The sequence below is a fragment of the Paraglaciecola sp. 2405UD69-4 genome (genome assembly GCF_047525415.1).
GTDB lineage: Bacteria > Pseudomonadota > Gammaproteobacteria > Enterobacterales > Alteromonadaceae > Paraglaciecola.
The window spans coordinates 204283-223426 of the sequence record NZ_JBLIXM010000003.1 but is presented as its reverse complement, the minus strand read 5'-3'; the positions used below and the strand labels follow the sequence as shown (position 1 = coordinate 223426).

The 19144-nt window shown below is 39.8% G+C and carries 17 protein-coding genes; 11 read left to right on the top strand and 6 right to left on the bottom strand.

Annotated elements, in window-relative coordinates:
- Positions 1-51: 51 nt before the first annotated feature.
- A complete protein-coding gene (locus ACMUMK_RS13210; RefSeq protein WP_414701613.1) occupies positions 52-924 on the bottom strand; it encodes an EamA family transporter in 873 nt (290 codons plus the stop codon).
- Positions 925-1000: 76 nt separating this feature from the next.
- Positions 1001-2857 carry a TonB-dependent receptor plug domain-containing protein gene (locus ACMUMK_RS13205; protein ID WP_414701612.1) on the bottom strand — a complete coding sequence of 619 codons (1857 nt, stop codon included), beginning with the start codon at positions 2855-2857 and terminating at the stop codon, positions 1001-1003.
- A gap of 377 nt (positions 2858-3234) precedes the next feature.
- Between ACMUMK_RS13205 and ACMUMK_RS13200 the strand changes: the two genes are divergently transcribed.
- Together ACMUMK_RS13200 and ACMUMK_RS13195 are read left to right on the top strand one after the other, a co-directional pair.
- On the top strand, positions 3235-3747 hold the full coding sequence (locus ACMUMK_RS13200) for a peptide-methionine (S)-S-oxide reductase (protein ID WP_414701770.1): 513 nt from the start codon (positions 3235-3237) through the stop codon (positions 3745-3747).
- A gap of 73 nt (positions 3748-3820) precedes the next feature.
- On the top strand, positions 3821-4816 hold the full coding sequence (locus ACMUMK_RS13195) for a D-cysteine desulfhydrase (RefSeq protein WP_414701611.1): 996 nt from the start codon (positions 3821-3823) through the stop codon (positions 4814-4816).
- A gap of 4 nt (positions 4817-4820) precedes the next feature.
- On the opposite strand, the gene ACMUMK_RS13190 is transcribed toward ACMUMK_RS13195, so the two are convergent.
- From ACMUMK_RS13190 to ACMUMK_RS13180, 3 genes are all read right to left on the bottom strand, one after another.
- On the bottom strand, positions 4821-5000 hold the full coding sequence (locus ACMUMK_RS13190) for a DUF6435 family protein (protein ID WP_414701610.1): 180 nt from the start codon (positions 4998-5000) through the stop codon (positions 4821-4823).
- A 173-nt stretch (positions 5001-5173) separates the two neighbouring features.
- A complete protein-coding gene (locus ACMUMK_RS13185; protein ID WP_414701609.1) occupies positions 5174-6868 on the bottom strand; it encodes an NAD-dependent malic enzyme in 1695 nt (564 codons plus the stop codon).
- Positions 6869-6923: 55 nt separating this feature from the next.
- Entirely contained in the window at positions 6924-9539 is a 2616-nt protein-coding gene (locus tag ACMUMK_RS13180) for a penicillin-binding protein 1A (protein ID WP_414701608.1), read from the bottom strand.
- Between the two features lie 138 nt (positions 9540-9677).
- Here ACMUMK_RS13180 and pilM point away from each other — a divergent pair, with 138 nt between their 5' ends.
- The 9 genes from pilM to ACMUMK_RS13135 all read left to right on the top strand — a co-directional run bounded on the left by pilM (position 9678) and on the right by ACMUMK_RS13135 (position 18564).
- Positions 9678-10742: a type IV pilus biogenesis protein PilM gene (gene pilM, locus ACMUMK_RS13175; protein ID WP_414701607.1), complete on the top strand. Its 1065-nt coding sequence runs from the start codon at positions 9678-9680 to the stop codon at positions 10740-10742.
- Positions 10730-11311, top strand: a complete 582-nt coding sequence (locus ACMUMK_RS13170) for a PilN domain-containing protein (protein WP_414701606.1) — start codon at positions 10730-10732, stop codon at positions 11309-11311. The genes pilM and ACMUMK_RS13170 overlap by 13 nt, the downstream gene beginning before the upstream one ends.
- Positions 11311-11931 carry a type 4a pilus biogenesis protein PilO gene (locus tag ACMUMK_RS13165; RefSeq protein ID WP_414701605.1) on the top strand — a complete coding sequence of 207 codons (621 nt, stop codon included), beginning with the start codon at positions 11311-11313 and terminating at the stop codon, positions 11929-11931. Before ACMUMK_RS13170 ends, ACMUMK_RS13165 begins: the two co-directional genes overlap by 1 nt.
- Positions 11928-12461, top strand: coding sequence for a pilus assembly protein PilP (locus ACMUMK_RS13160; RefSeq protein WP_414701604.1), 534 nt, complete (start codon positions 11928-11930; stop codon positions 12459-12461). The genes ACMUMK_RS13165 and ACMUMK_RS13160 overlap by 4 nt, the downstream gene beginning before the upstream one ends.
- Complete coding sequence (locus ACMUMK_RS13155) at positions 12454-14223, top strand: type IV pilus secretin PilQ (RefSeq protein WP_414701603.1); 1770 nt, start codon at positions 12454-12456, stop codon at positions 14221-14223. Before ACMUMK_RS13160 ends, ACMUMK_RS13155 begins: the two co-directional genes overlap by 8 nt.
- Before the next feature lie 222 nt (positions 14224-14445).
- Complete coding sequence (gene aroK, locus ACMUMK_RS13150; RefSeq protein ID WP_414701602.1) at positions 14446-14961, top strand: shikimate kinase AroK; 516 nt, start codon at positions 14446-14448, stop codon at positions 14959-14961.
- A 31-nt stretch (positions 14962-14992) separates the two neighbouring features.
- Entirely contained in the window at positions 14993-16060 is a 1068-nt protein-coding gene (gene aroB, locus ACMUMK_RS13145) for a 3-dehydroquinate synthase (protein ID WP_414701601.1), read from the top strand.
- 54 nt (positions 16061-16114) lie between these two features.
- Positions 16115-17650 (top strand): SPOR domain-containing protein, encoded by a 1536-nt coding sequence (locus ACMUMK_RS13140; RefSeq protein WP_414701600.1) that lies wholly within the window; start codon positions 16115-16117, stop codon positions 17648-17650.
- An 80-nt stretch (positions 17651-17730) separates the two neighbouring features.
- Positions 17731-18564, top strand: coding sequence for a Dam family site-specific DNA-(adenine-N6)-methyltransferase (locus tag ACMUMK_RS13135; RefSeq protein WP_414701769.1), 834 nt, complete (start codon positions 17731-17733; stop codon positions 18562-18564).
- A gap of 22 nt (positions 18565-18586) precedes the next feature.
- Here ACMUMK_RS13135 and ACMUMK_RS13130 read toward each other — a convergent pair whose 3' ends face one another.
- Complete coding sequence (locus ACMUMK_RS13130) at positions 18587-18901, bottom strand: hypothetical protein (RefSeq protein ID WP_414701599.1); 315 nt, start codon at positions 18899-18901, stop codon at positions 18587-18589.
- Positions 18902-19144: the final 243 nt, after the last annotated feature.

Here is a 19144-nt window from a genome sequence, read left to right as displayed (position 1 = left end):
GGCAACCTAGCACATATCAAACGAAATTGTAGCAATTCATATTGGCCTTAATTAGCGACTATTTACATTAGACTTAGCCACAAATAAAGCGACTCCAATTAACGTAGAGCCATACAAGAGCTTCAATAAATCTGCCAAGCTCACGTCTACCACCTCTCCAAAAATAAATAACGAAGCAAACATTGCCAATGGTACAACTGCATTATTAAACACAGCAAGCTCACCTACAGATGTTTGAGACGCACCTTTATTCCAGAAGAAAAACCCAAGGCCTGAGGCAATAGTGCCTAAATATGCTAAGGCAAGCCATTGCTGTAACCCTGCATTTACTGGAATAGGCGGCTCTTGAGAGATAAGTGCGGTTGCAATACAAGTAAACAGAGCCGCTCCAAAATATAAATAACCAAATACCGAACTGTCTTTAACTTTAGGTTTAGCCAGTTTCCAATCTCGATAAGCCAGTTGACCAAACGCGAATGCCAAATTAGATATTTGCATTAAGCCAAACCCTAACCAAAATTCTTGTGTATCTATATCGCCAGCCTTAATCACAACCGCACCGCAAATAGACAGCAAGCTAGCCAGTATATATTTAGGAGTGAAACTACGACTCTTAACGTCATTTATGATCACTATGTAAAGGGGCGTAAGTACACTAAACAAGGCCACTAGGTGAGAAGGTAGAAAACGAAATGCCGAGAGGTAACAGGTGTACATAAGGCCATACTGAATGGCACCAATGAATATAAGCCGTAATTTATCTTGGTGATTAGTATGAGCTAATTTAAGAAATGGCAAAAATACCAGCAGTGCAATAAGCAAGCGAGTGTCAGCCAGTTGCAGGGGCTCAAGCCCTTTCAGGGCGCTACCAATCAGGCCAAACGAAAAAGCCCAAATTAATGTAGTGATCAACAAGTAGCCCATACTATTACCTTTTATATTGTTTTAATTTAACGAGTTTGAGTTGTGTTGAAACTATTATCGACATAACCAATAAATGTTACCAACTATAGGTAAGGGTTGCTGTGTATTGCTCACCACGCCCAGGTGTTCCGGGTATTTCCTCGAATGATTCGCCCCAAAGGTTGTCTGCAGCTAGGCTAATATCTAGGCCTTTTAATTGCGATGGAGAAATCGTAACAGTGAAATGTGTAAATAAGGCATGATCATCGCCATTTCGCAGAATATTCTCTTGTTGCTGACGCCACTCGTTATCAATCCTGACTTCAAGCATATCCAAAGGACGCCAAATAGCCCCCAGCGTTAGCCTATGATTTGGATAATTCAATGCATAAAAACTGGCGTCTACGTCTGTAATGCCGTAATTCTCAGACTTACTCATAAAAGTGTAGCTGCTGATAAGCTCCGTACTCTCAAACCTCTTAGTTGCCAGTAACTCAATCCCAGTCGTTTCTATATCAACTGGATTAGCAGAGCGAGCCGATGTCGAATCTAAACTATAAGTCCAATCTGTTAAGCCATCGTCTTTTCGATGAAACAATGCCGAGTCAAACTGCCAACTGCCGCCTTTTAACCCAAACCCTAACTCTATATTTTGTGTAGTTTCACGTCCCAAATTATCATTACTTCTAAATAGGCCACTCGTTGTACTGCCTCCAATTGCTGTATATCCAGCTACTTGACTAGCCTCTGCGTAAGACACATAAACAGACTGCAAAACACCTTTTTCATTCATGGCACTCCATTTTATATCGCCGGATAATGACAGCTGTGAATCATCTCGATTGGTATCATCATAAGTAGCACCTGCTCGAAAAGTTAGCTCTTGCTGATCTTTCAAAGTCATTCGATACTCAGGCAAAACACTTGCTTTATAGTAGCGGCGAGAAGTGAAGTTGTTCTCAAGTGTGGTAGATTCAATCTCATCTGCGATGAATTGCGCTGAATAATTTATTGCAAAGGGGCCAGCTTGTGAATGGCGTCCAGACAAGGCAATAGACGAGACTTCGGTTTCATGAAATGCTTGAAAAACGTCTGGATTCTCTCGTGAGAAAACATAATGGTCCTTGTGGCTACGTATATATGCAGACACTTCAAAGCTACTTTCTAAGCCATAATACTGTTGGTGATTCACCATAAACAATTCAGTGTTTAGGTCTTCTGTCTCATTTACATTAAATGGCGTATACATATTTGGCCAACCAAAAAACTTATCTTGTGAGCCATAAAAGATGTCGGTTTGCGACTCAGGTCCCAATAATTGAACCCGCCCAGAAACCCGCTTAAAATCATGATCGCCATTTTCTATGGTGCCATCACTTTCAGAAAATGAATATTCACCTTCAAAGCCCAGGCTCCACTCCTCAGAGTCATTTAAAGGGACACTGATACCTGTGTGTATTCTATGTAAATTAAAATCATTATTTCCACGCCCCAAAGATACACTGCCGGCAGTATTAATTTCACTCCAACTAAAAGAGACTGTTCCAACTGAGCTATTCATACCATAAAGTGCGTTATCTACACCTGTGAGTATAGAGGCTTCATTTAGCATTTCTGGAGCGATGGGGATTTCAGATGCATAGTGGCCTGTTTGTGGATCAAGTAAGGTTGCACTGCCTATTCTGAATCCAGTGTTTTCAAAAATACCACCGCGAATTGTCACATCAGCTTGCGCCTCAGCCATATTACGAGACTGCAAATCTACCCTAGGATCATATTCAAGGTTTGACACTAAAGACACAAATGTACCCACTGGCTCTGAGTTGGCCGTTACCGCTCCCTGTATTGTGATTTTTTCCACATCTTGCAGCGGATTCGCAACGTCAGATGCCTCTGAATATGTCGCTAGGCTACTTAAAACAAAGAACAAAGTAGCCGGAAAAGCCTGTGTCATAGTAAGTTACTCGCTAAGGTAGTAGGTCATATTCAACAGCGCAGTGGCTATAACATTTAATCTAGCTAAAGGCTGAAATTCAAAGAAAAGTTTATAGATGTGACAACTACCGTTTATGGTTTAAAAATTACGTGCAAGCCAAGATTCATCTTATAAACAGATCTTGGAGGGCAGATAAACAAAGGTCAGGATTGTATATGATGGCAGTGTAGATTACACATAGTATCCAGGATTGACACTAGACGTTTTGGCTATTTGATTGACGCTGAAAATATAAATAGCATCACAAGTTATATACTGCCAAAGCGCCTATGATAAAATCAATAAATTCTGATACTTAACAATATAAGCTTAGTGGATCTAACTACCCATTGAATATGACAACTACACAACAAATTGAAGCTAGCCATACACAACAAGATATTTATTTCGCAGGCGGGTGCCTTTGGGGAGTACAGGAGTTTTTAAAGCATTTACCCGGTGTTGTTACCACACAAGCTGGCAGGGCTAATGGATCAACCAATACCACTAAAAGCCAGTACGACGGATTTGCAGAATGTGTAAAGGTCAGCTTTAAAACACATCAGGTAAGTGTTACCAAACTAATAGATTACTTCTTTGAAATTATTGACCCTTATAGCATCAACCAACAAGGTCAAGACATAGGTAAAAAATACCGAACCGGAATTTATAGTGAAGATCCTAAACACCTTGAGATTGCCAACCAATATATTGCAAAACGTGATGACTCAGAAAAGATAGTTGTCGAAGTTTTACCCCTAAGTAACTATGTAAAAAGTGACGATGAACATCAAGAAAGGTTAACCCGCTTTCCAAACGATTACTGCCATATTCCACAAAACATACTGCATAAATATAAAGACAACTAAAACCCTAAATCATCGACTAAATATATAAGCGACTCTAAACCACCTAATAACTAACAAGACCTAGGAGCGAATTTTGACTAAAAATTTTCATAACATACCAAGAGTTACGATTACCCATGCCCCTACCCCATTAGAGTACCTAGCTCGATTGTCTGCTGAATTAGGTTGTAAACTATATATAAAACGAGACGATTGTACCGGCCTTGCCGGTGGTGGCAACAAAACCCGCAAACTAGAATATTTAATCGCAGATGCACAACAACAAGGTGCTGATACCCTAGTGACAGTAGGCGGGTTACAGTCAAATCATGCGAGGCAAACCGCTGCTGCAGCAGCCAAATTTGGCTTTCAGTGTGATCTTGTTTTAGAAGATGTAGCAGGTACGCCAAAAACAGATTATTACAATAACGGCAATATGTTATTGGACAAAATTTTAGGCGCTAACATACACGAGCTTAATGATAACCAAAACCCTTCAGAATATTTAGAGACACTATTAGTAAAGCTAAAAAAATCAGGACGTACTCCTTACTTTATTCCTATGGGCGGATCAAACGTAATCGGAAGTTTAGGCTATGTTCGCTGCGCTAACGAAATTTTACAGCAAATAGCTACGGATAATATCCATGTAGATCAAATCGTTTTAGCATCAGGTAGCGCTGGAACTCAAGCGGGTTTATTAGCCGGATTGATTGCAGCCAAATCAGATATCCCAGTGTTAGGCATAGGGGTTAGTCGCTCAACCCAAGAGCAAGAACAACTAGTAACTGAGCTACTTAAAGAAACTCTCATTAAGTTAGATATAGATCCCAATGAAGGGAATAACCGTGTATTTGCTAATGGCAATTATTATGGTGAAGGCTACGGTATAACCACACCAGCCATGGTAGAGGCGGTTGAAAAAGCAGCACAATTAGAGGGAATACTACTAGATCCAGTTTATACCGGTAAAGCCATGGCCGGTTTAATAGATTTATGTGCCACTGGAGCAATAAAACCCAATAGTAAATTACTCTTTTTACATACTGGAGGCCATCAAGGTTTATTTGGTTACAGGGAGTCTTTTTAATCCCTTAACCTTGCTTTGACTGTTGCATTGCTGTTATTTGAGCCTGAATGTCTTCAGCTTCTGCCGTTATCATTGAATAGGATTTAATATCACCTTTTCGCTGTGCATGCATAGCTTGCTCAAGTTTAACAAGGTAGGTTTTTTCTAACTTTTTGATTGGATCTTTCTTAAATAGGCTGAACATAAACAGTTCTCAAAATTTATTTATATCTTGTACGAAGCCTAACTTGGTTTGGTTTGGTTTGGTTTGGTTTGGATATACTAAAGGGGCTAATATTAGCCCCTTCAAATCCTCATCTGTAAATGAAAAGCTAGCAAGCATAATTAAACAAGCTACACAGTAAGGCAGATGTATTTCTAGATACTAACTCGCTTGTAGGGCCTGTATTCTGGTACCCAAAAATTACGATCGATACTTTCTTGTAGGTCTTCATCAGACATTTCTAGGGCAAAACCTTGCTCCATAGCAACTTTTGCGACATCAAATGCAATCGTTTTACTTAACGAGGCTATCTCACCAAGGCATGGTAATAAGTCACCCTTACCTGTTTTTGCTAATGGTGATGCATTAGCCAGTGCGGCACTGGTAGCCATGAGCATTTCGTCACTAATTGACGTTGCTTTGCTTGCTAATACACCTAACCCAATACCTGGGAATATATAACTATTATTGCACTGTGCAATGGGATAACACTTACCTTTGTACTCCACTGGTTTAAAAGGACTACCGGTTGCAATAATGACCTCCCCGTCAGTCCACTCAATAACATCTTCAGGCGTGGCTTCAACTTGGCGCGAAGGATTACTAAGAGGGAAAATGATAGGTAATTCACAGTTTTTCTTCATACTGCGAATAACTTCTTCAGTAAACAACCCGAATTGCCCCGAAACCCCAATAAGAATCCCAGGCTTAGCGCAGTTCATAACGTCTAATAAAGAAGCATATTCACCACTGTATGACCAGTCACTGATATTTTCGTTTGACTGCATAAGACGTTCTTGAAAATCTCTTAATCCCTGCATACCCTGGGTAAGCAACCCAAATCGGTCCACCATGAATACTTGGCTACGAGCTTGTGCATCAGATATACCTTCGCTACACATTTGTTTGATAATTTGTTCAGCGATACCGCATCCTGCAGAGCCTGCCCCAACAAAAGTGACATTTTGTTCACTTAATTTAGCATTTTTACTTTTACATGCAGCCAAGATAGTCCCCACAGCTACGGCAGCTGTACCTTGGATATCGTCATTAAAACAACAAATTTTGTGGCGGTAGCGTTCTAATAATGGCATGGCGTTAGGCTGTGCAAAGTCTTCAAATTGCAGCATAACTTTTGGCCAACGACGCTGAATAGCTTGAATAAACATATCCACAAACTCGTCGTACTCTGCTTGGCCAATACGTTTATGCCTAGCTCCCATATACATAGGATCTGCCAGTAATTTTTCATTATTGGTTCCAACATCCAACATCACAGGTAAAGTATAAGCAGGACTTACCCCGCCGCAGGCTGTGTATAAAGAAAGCTTACCAATAGGGATACCCATACCACCAATTCCTTGGTCTCCCAAGCCTAGAATTCGCTCACCATCTGTCACTACTATCACTTTAACTTGGCGTTTGGTGGCATTTCGCAAAATGTCATCCATTTGATGACGCTCAGAATAGGAAATAAATAAACCTCTAGAGCTTCGGTATATATCTGAAAACTGCTCACATGCATCCCCCACAGTTGGGGTGTATATAATAGGCATCATTTCATCAATGTGTTTTTGTACTAGGCGGTAATACAAAGTTTCATTATTATCTTGGATCGCCCGCAAATAAATATGCTTATTAATTGGCTCATCAAAACTAGAATACTGCATGTAAGCTCTTTCGACCTGCTCGCTGATACTTTCATAACGAGGAGGAAGTAGTCCGGTCAAGTTAAAGGCGACACGCTCTTCACTACTAAATGCACTGCCTTTATTGAGCAAGGGCGTTTCTAACAAAGATGGCCCTGAGTGTGGAATATATAAAGCATTGTTCTTTACCGTTTGAGGCATTATTTTAATATCCTGTGTGATAACTGATTGTTATAAACATTTAGCCTTTGTCTCTTTAAAATATATCTTCGAGCTGGCTACTGCTTGATTCATCGTCATTCTCAAAAATAGAAATTTCAGTATCCGATACGAATACATCTGGTTCAGTACCTTGAATAAAATACTCAAACATTGAGGTTTTATCGGCTCTGTTGGTCAATTTACCGGTACTTTTATCGATTCGTAGGGTCACTAAATCTGTTGGCATAGGTAATAGGTGTTCTGGCGTATCCGCAAGGGCGACTTTCATGAATCTTATCCAAGCAGGTTGTGCTGCTAAGGCCCCAGCTTCACTACCTACCATAGCATTACCGATATAATTATATTTTTGAGGGTTTTTATTTACCAAATTCTGGTTGGCCGAAGTACGACCCAAGCGGCGGTTATTATCATCAAACCCCACCCAAGCAGTGGCGACTAAATCTGGTGTAAACCCACTAAACCAAGTATCCCGCACATCATTTGTGGTTCCAGTTTTACCTGCTAAGTCTTTACGGTCAAGTAGTAGCGCTGTACGCCAACCTGTGCCTCTGTTAGCCCATGCACCATTAATTTGCACCGCTGAACGCATCATTTCTGCCACTAAAAAAGCATTTTCTTCACTGATGACTCTAGGAGCAGATAGTATATTTGGAGCTGACTGAGTAGTAGGCTCCTGTAACTGGTTATCTAAACCAAACTCTGCTGCTAACAAGGCTTCAAGGTCTTCTTCTAAGGTGTTATTTTCATTAGGCTTATCATCTAACTCACAGGGATCACAAGCTTGCACTGGGTTAGCAGTCCAAAGAACTTGTCCCATCTCGTCTTCAATTCTTTGAATAAAATGAGGTTGAATAAGAAACCCGCCATTTGCAATGGTGGCCATTGCAGTTACCACTTCAAGAGGGGTATGCGAACCAGACCCCAAAGACACAGTTTCATCCCTTGGAATATCATCTTTATCAAAACCAAATCGTGAAAGGTACTCTGCTACATTATCTAACCCAACAGCTCGAAGTAAACGAACAGATACCACGTTTTTAGATTTGCTCAAAGCAACCCGCATACGAATAGGTCCGTCATATTCAGCCGGTGAGTTTTCAGGACGCCAAGCATTACCAGAGCCTGCTTGCCATTGAGTTATAGGGGCGTCATTAATAATACTTGCAAGGGTATACCCATGATCAATGGCCGCTGAGTAAATAAAAGGCTTAATATTAGAGCCCACTTGTCTTTTTGCTTGAGTCGCACGGTTAAACTGACTTTGATAAAAACTATATCCACCGACCACAGCTTGTACTGCACCATTTTTTGGATCTAGTGCAACCAATGCACTTGTTGCTTGAGGAAACTGAGTTAATTGCCAGTGGGCGTCCTCCTCCCGTTGGCGAACCAAAACTAAGGCCCCTTCTTGTAAAATATCAGAGGCGTTTTGAGGTGCAGGGCCTTGTTTCGAATCATTAATGAACGGCCTAGCCCAATCTAGTCCATCCCAATCAATAACACTATATTTACCCTCTTTATTAAAAATAACCACATCACGCTCATTTACCTTTACCACTACCGCAGGCTCTAATGACTCAAATGTTCTAATTTGCTGTAACTGCTCCAACATTTTTTCTTCTGGCCAAGGCTGAGCGTCTGTGCTTTTATCATCTGCATCTGAGGCTTCAGCGCCCCATAATTGTTGTAGCGGGCCATGATAACCATGGCGCTCATCATAATCGTGTAGATTTCTGCGCACAGCTTGTTGCGCCGCAGCCTGCAGTTCTGATGTGGCTGTTGCATAAATTTGATAACCACCGGTTTCCGCTTCGTCTTTACCGTAGAGTTCTATCATTTCACTATAAATGATATCCGCAAGATACGGCGCATCTAAGTCTATTTCAGCACCGTACTTTTTAGCAGTAACAGGCGCTGCAACAGCCTCTTCAAACTCCTCTTGGGTGATGTACTCTTCATCAAGCATTCGTAATAAAACAATTCGCCTTCTAGCAACTGAGCGATCTGGGCGGCTTATCGGATTGAGAATAGAAGGTGCTTGAGGTAAACCCGCAATAGTTGCAACTTGTGCCAAGGTGAGCTCATTTAAAGATTTGCCGTAATAAACTTGCGCCGCAGCACCAAAACCAAAGGCTCTGTGCCCTAATTCAACTTTGTTCAAATACAAAGCTAAAATCTCTTCTTTACTCAGCAATTGCTCCATATGCCAAGCAAGAATAATCTCCCGTATCTTTCGAATATACCGCTTTTCTCGAGTTAAGAAGAAATCCCGAGCTAATTGCATGGTCAAGGTACTTCCCCCTTGGCCTTTTTCTCCTGTTACAACTAAATTAACTAAAGCTCGCATCATGCCGATAGGATCTATACCGGGATGATCATAAAAACGGCTGTCCTCGGTTGCGATAACGGCATGTTTTAATACATCTGGTATTTCATCAAGGTTTAAAGGAATACGTCTCTTTACACCATATTGTGAAATAAGCTTACCGTCTTGGGTATAGATACGCATGGGCGTTTGTAGACGCACATCTTTAAGTACATCAACGCTGGGAAGGTCAGATTTGATATAAAAATAGGTACCTATAACGATGGCAACACCAACAAGAAACAGGCTTGAAACAACAATTAATACGGGTTTAAGTAACTTCACAGAGACACAATACCAAGGCAACTTCTTTTAAATGATCTACATTTTATACGTATGTACGCTTATTAGAACCATAAAATATAAAAAATTGCGTAATAATGATTGCGTGAAATTCTTATTCTTCAATCGGGTGTGAAACAATTGAAAAAATTATTCGGTCCTAAAACACAGCAAATGATTGGCCTTGATATAGGCACTCGCTTTGTAAAAGCGATTGTTTTAGAGAAATCAGGTGACCAATATAAACTCCAAGCTTTTGCATGTGAGCCTATATCTGGCAACGCTTTCGCGGAACGTGAAATTAAAGATTTCGAAGCCGTAAGTCAGGCACTTAAACGCGTGAAATTAGCTCTCAAAAGTAAAAATAAATTAGTTGCAATCGCAGTTGCCGGTTCTACCGTTCTAAATAAAGTTGTTCACATGGCTCCAGATCAAACCGATCTAGAATTAGAAAGCCAAATTGAATTAGAAGCAGACAGCCTTATTCCCTACCCTTTAGATGAAGTTTACATCGACTTTGAAGAAATCAGTGAAAGTGACACCAGTAATAACAAGGTTGAAGTATTGCTAAGTGCAGTGCACAAAGACATAGTTGACAGACGCATAACTATTTTAGGTGAAGAAGGCTACGAAGCAAAAATTGTAGATATTGAAAGTTATGCTTTAGGCACCGCGGTAGCAGAATTTAACGAAGCTCTCCCAGAAGAATTAACCTGCTGTCTTAACATTGGTGCTAGCCACTTACAGTTTTGCGTGGTAAAAAATGGGCAAGTAATTTATACCAAAGACCATAACTATGGCATGGATGCACTCATACAAGATTTATCAATGCTGTACTCTCAAGATCGTGTTCAAATTGAACAGCAATTAACAGACAACACTTTGCCCGAAACATGGAAACAAGATGCATATCCAATGTTTTTAGCTAACTTACAGCAAAACATTAACCGTGCAATCCAAGTATATATGAGTACTACCAACTCACCTCGCCCCAGCGAACTAATTATTTGTGGCGGTGGCTGCCACTTAAGCATGTTACCGGAGGACTTAACTGCTGACTTAGGTATAAACGTGACTATGTTTCAGCCATTTTCATCCATGAGCTGCAGCGACAAAATCAATCAAGCAAGTTTAGAGCATGCTGCCCCCCAGCTAATGATAGCTCTGGGATTAGCAAGTAGGAGTTTTCAACCATGGCACATATAAACCTACTGCCTTGGCGTGAAAGCCGCAGGGCAGAAGACAAAAAAAATTACTTAACCTTATTAGCCATACTAGCGCTAGGCGCTATTGGTTTAATGTTTTCAATTGGTTATCTCATTGACAACATGATTTCGAATCAAAACTACCGTAATAATTTTATTGAACAGCAAACCGTATTACTCGATGAGCAAATCAAAAAAATTAAAGACATTCAAAAAGATAAACAAGCCATAGAACAACGCATGGCCCTAATTGAACAATTAGAGTCGAGCAGAAATGCAGTGCCAATTGTTTTAGATGAGCTAGTGCGTCTGGTTCCACCAGGTTTATCATTTCGAAGTTTCTCTAGACGCGGCAACCGCATGGAAATTTTAGGCGTAAGTGAGTCCAACAATCGTTTAGCTGACTTTATGCGCCAATTAGAAGATTCAGAGATTTTTAGTAGTGGTGAAATATCTTCAATCAAAGCAGATACTTCAGCATTAGAAGCTGTGAGTGACTTTAAACTGACCTTCACTATTAATCCTAGTATTGCCCCAGAGTTTTCAGATACTGCAGAAGGGGATAAATAATGAAATTTGATTTTAATAAATTAAGAGAAATTAATGACTTAGATTTTGAACAAGTGGCGGTGTGGCCATTTGAAGTTAAAACAGTTGTCGCCTTATTCGTGATTATACTCTCCTTGGTAGGTGGCTATTATGGGCTGGTTAAGTCAAAACTCCCTCTTCTTGAAACTGCACAAAATAAAGAAGCAGATTTAAAGCTTACATACCAAGCAAAATATAGAATCGCGGTTAACTTATCTGCTTATGAAGAACAACTAGCAAAATTACAAAATGACTTTTCTTCAATGCTTAAGTCTTTACCTACAAGTAATGAAACTCCAGGTTTGTTAGATGACATTACACTAGTGGGGACATCAGCTGGGTTAACCTTTAGGCTCCTGAACTGGCAAAGAGAAATACCTAAAGAGTTTTATTCAGAGCTCCCTATAGAAATGGAAGTAACGGGTGGATACCACGACTTTGGTCAGTTCGCGTCAGAAATTGCAGGCTTACCTAGAATCGTTACCGTACACGACTTTGAAGTCACCCAAGAAGAGAACACGCTGAAATTACAAGTACAAGCTAAAACCTATAGAGCATCGGTGGAGAAAGAGTCCACAGACGCACCAGGGGGTGCTAAATGAGGGCTTTAAAACTTATCGCTGCCATTGCTGTATTGAGCGGCTGCGAAGCAAAAACTGATGATTTACAAGCATTTATTGCTGAAGTAAAAGCGAATACTGTGGTAAACATAGACCCATATCCAGAATTTGAAAGTAAGCCTACTTTTGTTTACTCTGCTAAGACCCTAAGAAGTCCTTTTCAGCGTCCACGCAATACAGGCGTGACAGTAAAGGTGGCGACACAACCGAATTGCGATCAACCTGACTTCAATAGAACTAAGCAACCATTGCAAGGATTTGGTATTGATGCGTTAGCTGTTACAGGTGTTTTTGAATCTAATGGAAAACAATGGGCGTTAATACAAACAAATACTGGTAGTTTATACAAAGCAACTATTGGCGATTACCTTGGCTTATTTTTTGGAAAAATAAACTCAATTAAAAATGGCACAGTTTCATTTACTGAAATGCTACCTGATGGCGCTGGATGTTGGCAGAAAAAGCAGGCCACACTCACCATGACTTCGAAGGCTGGAGAAAAAAATGTCTAATCACGGAATACATAATAAGAAATACTCACATAAAAACGCAACGTGGTTTTGTCTGCTGATCGCGTGCTTTACTCTGCTTTCAAGTACTAGTGCACATAGCCAAGACTCAGACATAGAGCTAGTGGATTTAACGCCAGAGCCTCAAAGTATATTTGTATCAGAATTACAAAATGTTGAATTCAAGCGTCTAGCAAATGGTGGAGCTCAAGCTCTTCTTGAGTTTAACAATGATGAATTTCAATTACAGCTCAGTAAAATGGACGATAGATTGAGACTGGTACTACTAGGAACAAACCTAAGTACCGATCAAATATTCAAGATGGATGTAACTGACTTTGCTACTCCAATTAAAATGATCGAAACATTTCAAGACGACGAGCAAAGCCGAGTAGAGTTTTATACCGATGACAGAGTTACCTTCAACCATCAAAAAGCATCCAATACTCTGATTATCGACATTGAAAAACGCAAAGCTGATGCCCCAGCTGAACAAGTTCAAACAGATTTTAAAGGCGAGCCAATTTCTTTAGACTTTCAAGATGTACCTGTACGTCAAGTCTTACAAATTATTGCTCAAGTGAACGGTTTTAACCTAGTTACAACCGACACAGTCAACGGTAATGTAACTATTAGTCTATCTGGAGTACCTTGGGATCAAGCACTAGATATGATCTTAAAAATTAAGGGCCTAGATAAACGCCTTGAAGGTAACATACTGTTAATTGCCCCTACTGAAGAATTAACAGCCAGAGAAACCCAACAACTGCAATCTAAACAACAAGTAGCTGAATTGGCACCTTTGGTATCAACCAATGTACAAATAAACTATGCTAAAGCTCACGACTTAGCTGAAATATTGAAGGGAACCGAAAACAGCATTTTAACACCTAGAGGCAGTGTTGCTGTCGACGAAAGAACTAACACTTTACTACTGAGAGACACACAACTTTCTGTTGATGAAGCCAAAGCGCTAGTAAAAGCGTTAGATATTCCAATCAAACAAGTTCTAATTGAATCGAGAATGGTAACAGTTCGAGATAATGCTGGCCAAGATCTTGGTGTGCAATGGGGCCTAAGTAGTACCTTTACTGACGGCGCTGTATCTGGAAGCTTAACAGGGGCAGACTCTATTGCTAGTGGAACGGTAGCAGACATAGACGATAGACTTAACGTATCATTACCGGTTACATCACCTGCCGGAAGTATTGGTATTCAAATAGCTCGATTACTCGACGGTACTATCATTGATTTAGAGCTTTCAGCTCTAGAATCAGAAAATAAAGGGGAAGTTATTGCCAGTCCACGTATCACAGTTGCTAATCAGCACGAAGCCTATATAGAACAAGGTACTGAAATCCCATATGTAGAAGCGACATCAAGTGGTGCTACTTCCGTAGAATTTAAAAAAGCCGTATTAAGCTTAAAAGTCACCCCTCATATCACACCTGATGACCGCATTATTTTAGACTTAGTGGTCACACAAGATACTCGAGGCGATACTGTAAGTACTTCTACGGGCGATGCTGTAGCAATAGACACTCAAGAAATTAGTACTCAGGTATTAGTAGCAAACGGTGAAACAATAGTACTGGGTGGTATTTTTCAACAAACCAGTACTAGTGACATAAGCAAAGTACCTATGCTCGGAGACCTACCTTTTGTAGGCGCTCTGTTTAGAAACACCTCAGAAGTTTTAGAAAAAAGAGAGCTTTTAATCTTTGTAACACCTAAAATTGTTACAGAACAGTTAGGCGCAAACTAAAACTTAACCTGTTACATTTAAAACAATTAACCGCTTAATCAATAGATTAAGTGGTTTTTTTAGTATAAATGTCGGTTTCGTTTTACAAAGCTTGCAAAATTCAGGGTAAAACTGAGATAATCGCGCTCTCGAAATTTAGACGAGGTCTGGTTAATCCATAAAAGGGTAGCCGCACAATACTTTTCTACCCCTTAAATAAACTAAGTTGTGATATAAGCAAAAATGGCCGAAAAACGAAATATATTCCTAATTGGTCCGATGGGTGCTGGTAAAAGCACTATCGGAAGACACCTAGCAGATGAACTTCATTTAGAATTCTTTGACTCTGATCAAGAGATCGAAAAACGAGCAGGCGCAGACATTGCCTGGATTTTCGATATTGAAGGAGAAGACGGATTCCGCTTACGCGAAGAAAACATTATTAACGATTTAACAGATAAGCAAGGAATTGTACTTGCTACTGGTGGTGGTTCGATCGTTACTAAAAATGTAAGAAATCGCTTATCAGCTCGCGGTATAGTGGTATATCTGCAAACAACTATAGATAAGCAAGTTGCTAGAACACAAAGAGACAAACGCCGTCCTTTACTTCAAAAAGAAGATCCTGAAACAGTTCTACGTAATCTAGCAGAAGAACGTAACCCTCTGTATGAAGATGCAGCGGATTATATCGTTGAAACAGACGATCAAAGTGCTAGAGCCGTCGCTAATCAAATCATCGAAAAAATCGGTCTGTAATTCACAAGACATTTAAAATAGGGCAGTCACTATGGCAAAACTAACAGTTGAGTTGGGTGAGCGTAGCTACCCTATTTTAATTCAAGCTAACTTACTTGAAAATCCAGAAGTTCTTACCTCGCACCTAAAAACCAATAAAGTTGTTGTTGTAACTAACGATATTGTTGAGCCCCTTTATTATGCCCAACTTGAAACAGCTTTAGCAGGTTATCAAGTAAGTAAAATTGTACTTCCCGATGGTGAACAACATAAAAACTTAAAAAGTTTTGAGCTTGTTATAACACAACTTTTAGAGATGTCAGCAGCACGAGATACTACTCTAATAGCGTTAGGCGGCGGCGTGGTAGGTGATCTGACGGGGTTTGTAGCGGCCAGCTTTCAAAGGGGTATGCCATTTATTCAAATACCCACAACTTTATTGTCACAGGTAGACTCCTCGGTAGGAGGTAAAACTGCAGTTAATCACCCTCTGGGAAAAAATATGATTGGCGCGTTTTACCAACCTAAAGCGGTATTAATTGATACAAACAGTCTTGCTACCTTGCCAGCCAGAGAGTTTGCAGCTGGTATGGCTGAGGTCATTAAATATGGTGTCATCTACGACTATGAATTCTTTGTCTGGTTAGAAGAAAACCAATCAGCAATAAAGCAACATGAACTAAGTGCCCTGCAATATATGATTGCACGTTGCTGTGAAATAAAAGCTGAAATAGTTGCTATTGACGAAAGAGAGTCAGGGCTCAGAGCCATACTAAATTTAGGGCATACTTTTGGGCACGCAATTGAGGCTGAGCAAGGGTACGGAAACTGGCTACATGGCGAAGCAGTATCAGCAGGCATTGTTCTTGCTACTGCTGTTGCATTAGAGAAGAATTGGTTGAAAGCGTCAGAATTTAGTCGCGTTGAAGCATTGCTGCAAGCCTTTGATTTACCGATTACAGCTCCAAGTTCTATGTCTTATGACGACTTTGTAAAACACATGCGTCATGACAAAAAGGTACAAGCTGGCGAGTTATTTTTTGTCATTCCAGAGAAAATTGGAAAGGCAATTGTAACTAACAAAGTAAATGAAGATACCTTGCGGTCAATTCTTTCTTAATGTAATACCCATTTCATTTGTGTTTTGGGTAATTAACCCTTAGGCAAAATAGAAATGGCAACCTCAGAATTAAGTGACCGTCTAGATTATTTAATTAGTTACTCCTCCCAACTAGTATTTGTTTGCACAGATAAAATCAAGCAACAATCCCTGGTTATAGACAACTTTTTGAGCCAGCAAAGTGAGCATACAGAAGTCGCCTTAGTGACTGCTAATCCTTTGACTCCACTGGCGTCCTATCGAGAGAGCATATTTCAACAATTACTCAATACGCCTGAAAGCATGGACTTCCATCGTCCATTAAATCAAGTATTGTCCCCTTTAAATAACCAAGATGACACGGTTCTAATCTGTATATTTCAGGCTGACAAACTTCCTAATAAGCTCGTAAAAGAAATATGGGAGCTAGTGCTACAAAGTCGCTTTGCCAGTAACAAACAACATCTAAACGTTTTATTGATGGGTGATTCCGAATGGGCTGAAAAGATGAAAATAGGGTTAGGATCTCGCTCTAAGGACAAGCCTATCATTTTAAATAGTCACAATACTCCCGTTCAATATAATGCCGATTTAGATAAAGAGTCTCTCAACTCACTAGAAAATACCGACTTAGAAACCCTACTTCAGCAAAACCGTCAAAGATTCGCACAGCGAATGAAAGACCGCCATCAAGAAACTTACGTTGAAACGCCGCTTTTAAAAAAATGGTGGATGATTGCCTTACTAAGTATCATTTTCTTACTCACCTTTGCAGGTATCTTAGGGTGGCAATATTCTGACAATTTAGTTAATTGGTTCGCGCACCAAAATTCGAACACAGAAATAACTCAGCCCATATTAGACAAAGACTCAGCTCCAAACTTAGCTGATGATGCCAAGCTGATACTTGAAGAGCAAAAGAGCGACGAAACTCCTGCAAGTACACAAACCAATAACGAACTCAATACTCTACTAGTGACTGATTGGCCCAGTGCTGTAAAAGAGATGACAGAAAATACCGCTCAACTTACCCAAGCAAAGGTTGTAGAAAATACGCAACTCGAAACAGAATCACTTGAAACAACAAAACAAGATACATTACTAAACTTAGTGAAGCCTGATGCAGACTTAGCATTAGCATCTTCTGAGGTCGATGAAGTTATTGTAGAGACTACTGTAACCAATTCGCCTAGTCAGGAAACAGATTACGCTATACCTGATGTAACAGTAGAGCCACAAAAAACCATAGAAGCACCTAATTCTGATGCCTCAGAAAAGGGGGTAGGTATATTGCCAGAGCCACTATCAGACAATACAAATGAAATTATGGCTCTACCCAATACTCATTTCGTTATTCAAATTTCAGCATTAACCAATCCTAAAACCTTAATTGATTATGTGATAGAAGAAAAATTAGAATCAGAGTTGTGGGTTTACCAAGTACATAGAAATCAAGTGAACTGGTACGTTCTTATCTACAAAGCCAGTTTCCCAACAATTGACGCAGCCAAACAACATATGCTGACTTTATCTCCAGCTATGCTTAAAAATACACCTTTTATTAAACAAGTATCTCAGATACAGCAAGAAATCTTGGCACAAGTTCACTAAGCTAATTGTTGTTTTAACAATAGGCCGTTACAATTCGGCCTGATAAATTAGCATCCCGATTTGGTAGAGCATTGGCTGTAATAAAAGAGAAAAAAAACAGAGCGTTCTTAAAATGGGCCGGTGGTAAATATAAGTTAATAGAAGACTTAAAAGCCAAACTACCACAAGGAGATAAACTCATTGAGCCTTTTGTGGGTGCTGGCTCCGTATTTCTAAATACTGACTATTCTCGCTACCTTCTAAATGATATTAATCCAGACTTAATCAACCTGTATAACATTGTGAAGCAACAAGCAGATAATTATGTTTCTGACAGTATAAGTTTATTCACCGCTGCAAATAATGCTGAACAAAGGTATTACGAGATAAGGCAAGAGTTTAATGAAAGCTCAGACTTGTATGAAAGAGCAGTATTTTTTCTATATTTGAATAGACATGGTTATAACGGTTTATGTCGCTATAACAACAGTGGTAAGTTTAATGTACCTTTTGGACGTTACAAAGCTCCTTACTATCCGGAACATGAGATACATGTTTTCTCCGAGAGATCCCAGCGGGCTACCTTTACTTGCACTTCTTTTGAAAAAGTATTCTCGAAAGCCAGGCAAGGTGCCATTATCTATTGCGACCCACCCTATGCACCAATTAACAAAACAGCCATGTTTAATAGCTACGCCAAAGGCGGGTTCACTCTAGATAGCCAAGTAAAGCTAGCTGATTTAGCAAGACGAACAAGTGAAAATAGAGGCATTCCTGTGTTAGTGAGTAATCATGACACGGAATTTACTAGGGATATCTATCAAGGGGCGCACATAACGAGCTTACAAGTGAGCCGTTTTATTAGTCAAAATGGCAATAAAAGATTAAAGGTGGCTGAATTATTGGCCTTGTATTCTCAACAAGAAAACCTTTAATCTAACAGCACTACCCTCTTAGCTAAGGCGTAGTACCTTCCGAAGTATCACCACTACGAGATAGCAGCTCTAATAAGTCAATAAAATGAAATTGATAAGAACTTGAGTGACCAGTAAACCAAGAAGACCAACTAACACCTTGGGACTTTTGAGTCGCACAACGGTTTACCGGATGACTAATCGGTAAACTTTGATCAAATACAAGGTTTTCAGCACAATCTGCAAAACTACGACCATCATAAGATGAAGTATTAGCATAACTGGTTAATGCCACAGCTATAGCCCCGATAAGCAAAGTGCTTGCAGGATAAAGTAAAAACTTTGGCTTCTTGTTCATTATATTCTCTGCGCTGAAACAATTTGTTGCATTATACAAGAGTACAAATTTTCAACACAGACCGTTTACCCTGCACACTTGGTTATTCATCGTGAGTTAGAATTTTTCCAGTAAATAGAGATAATGCAGGGAACGATTTCTAGATTTAGCTGAGAGCTTCGATATATACAGAAATACACACTAAAACCAGTATGAGAACAGCTTGAGTCTACTAGTTGAAACTAAAAGAGATTTAATTAAGTG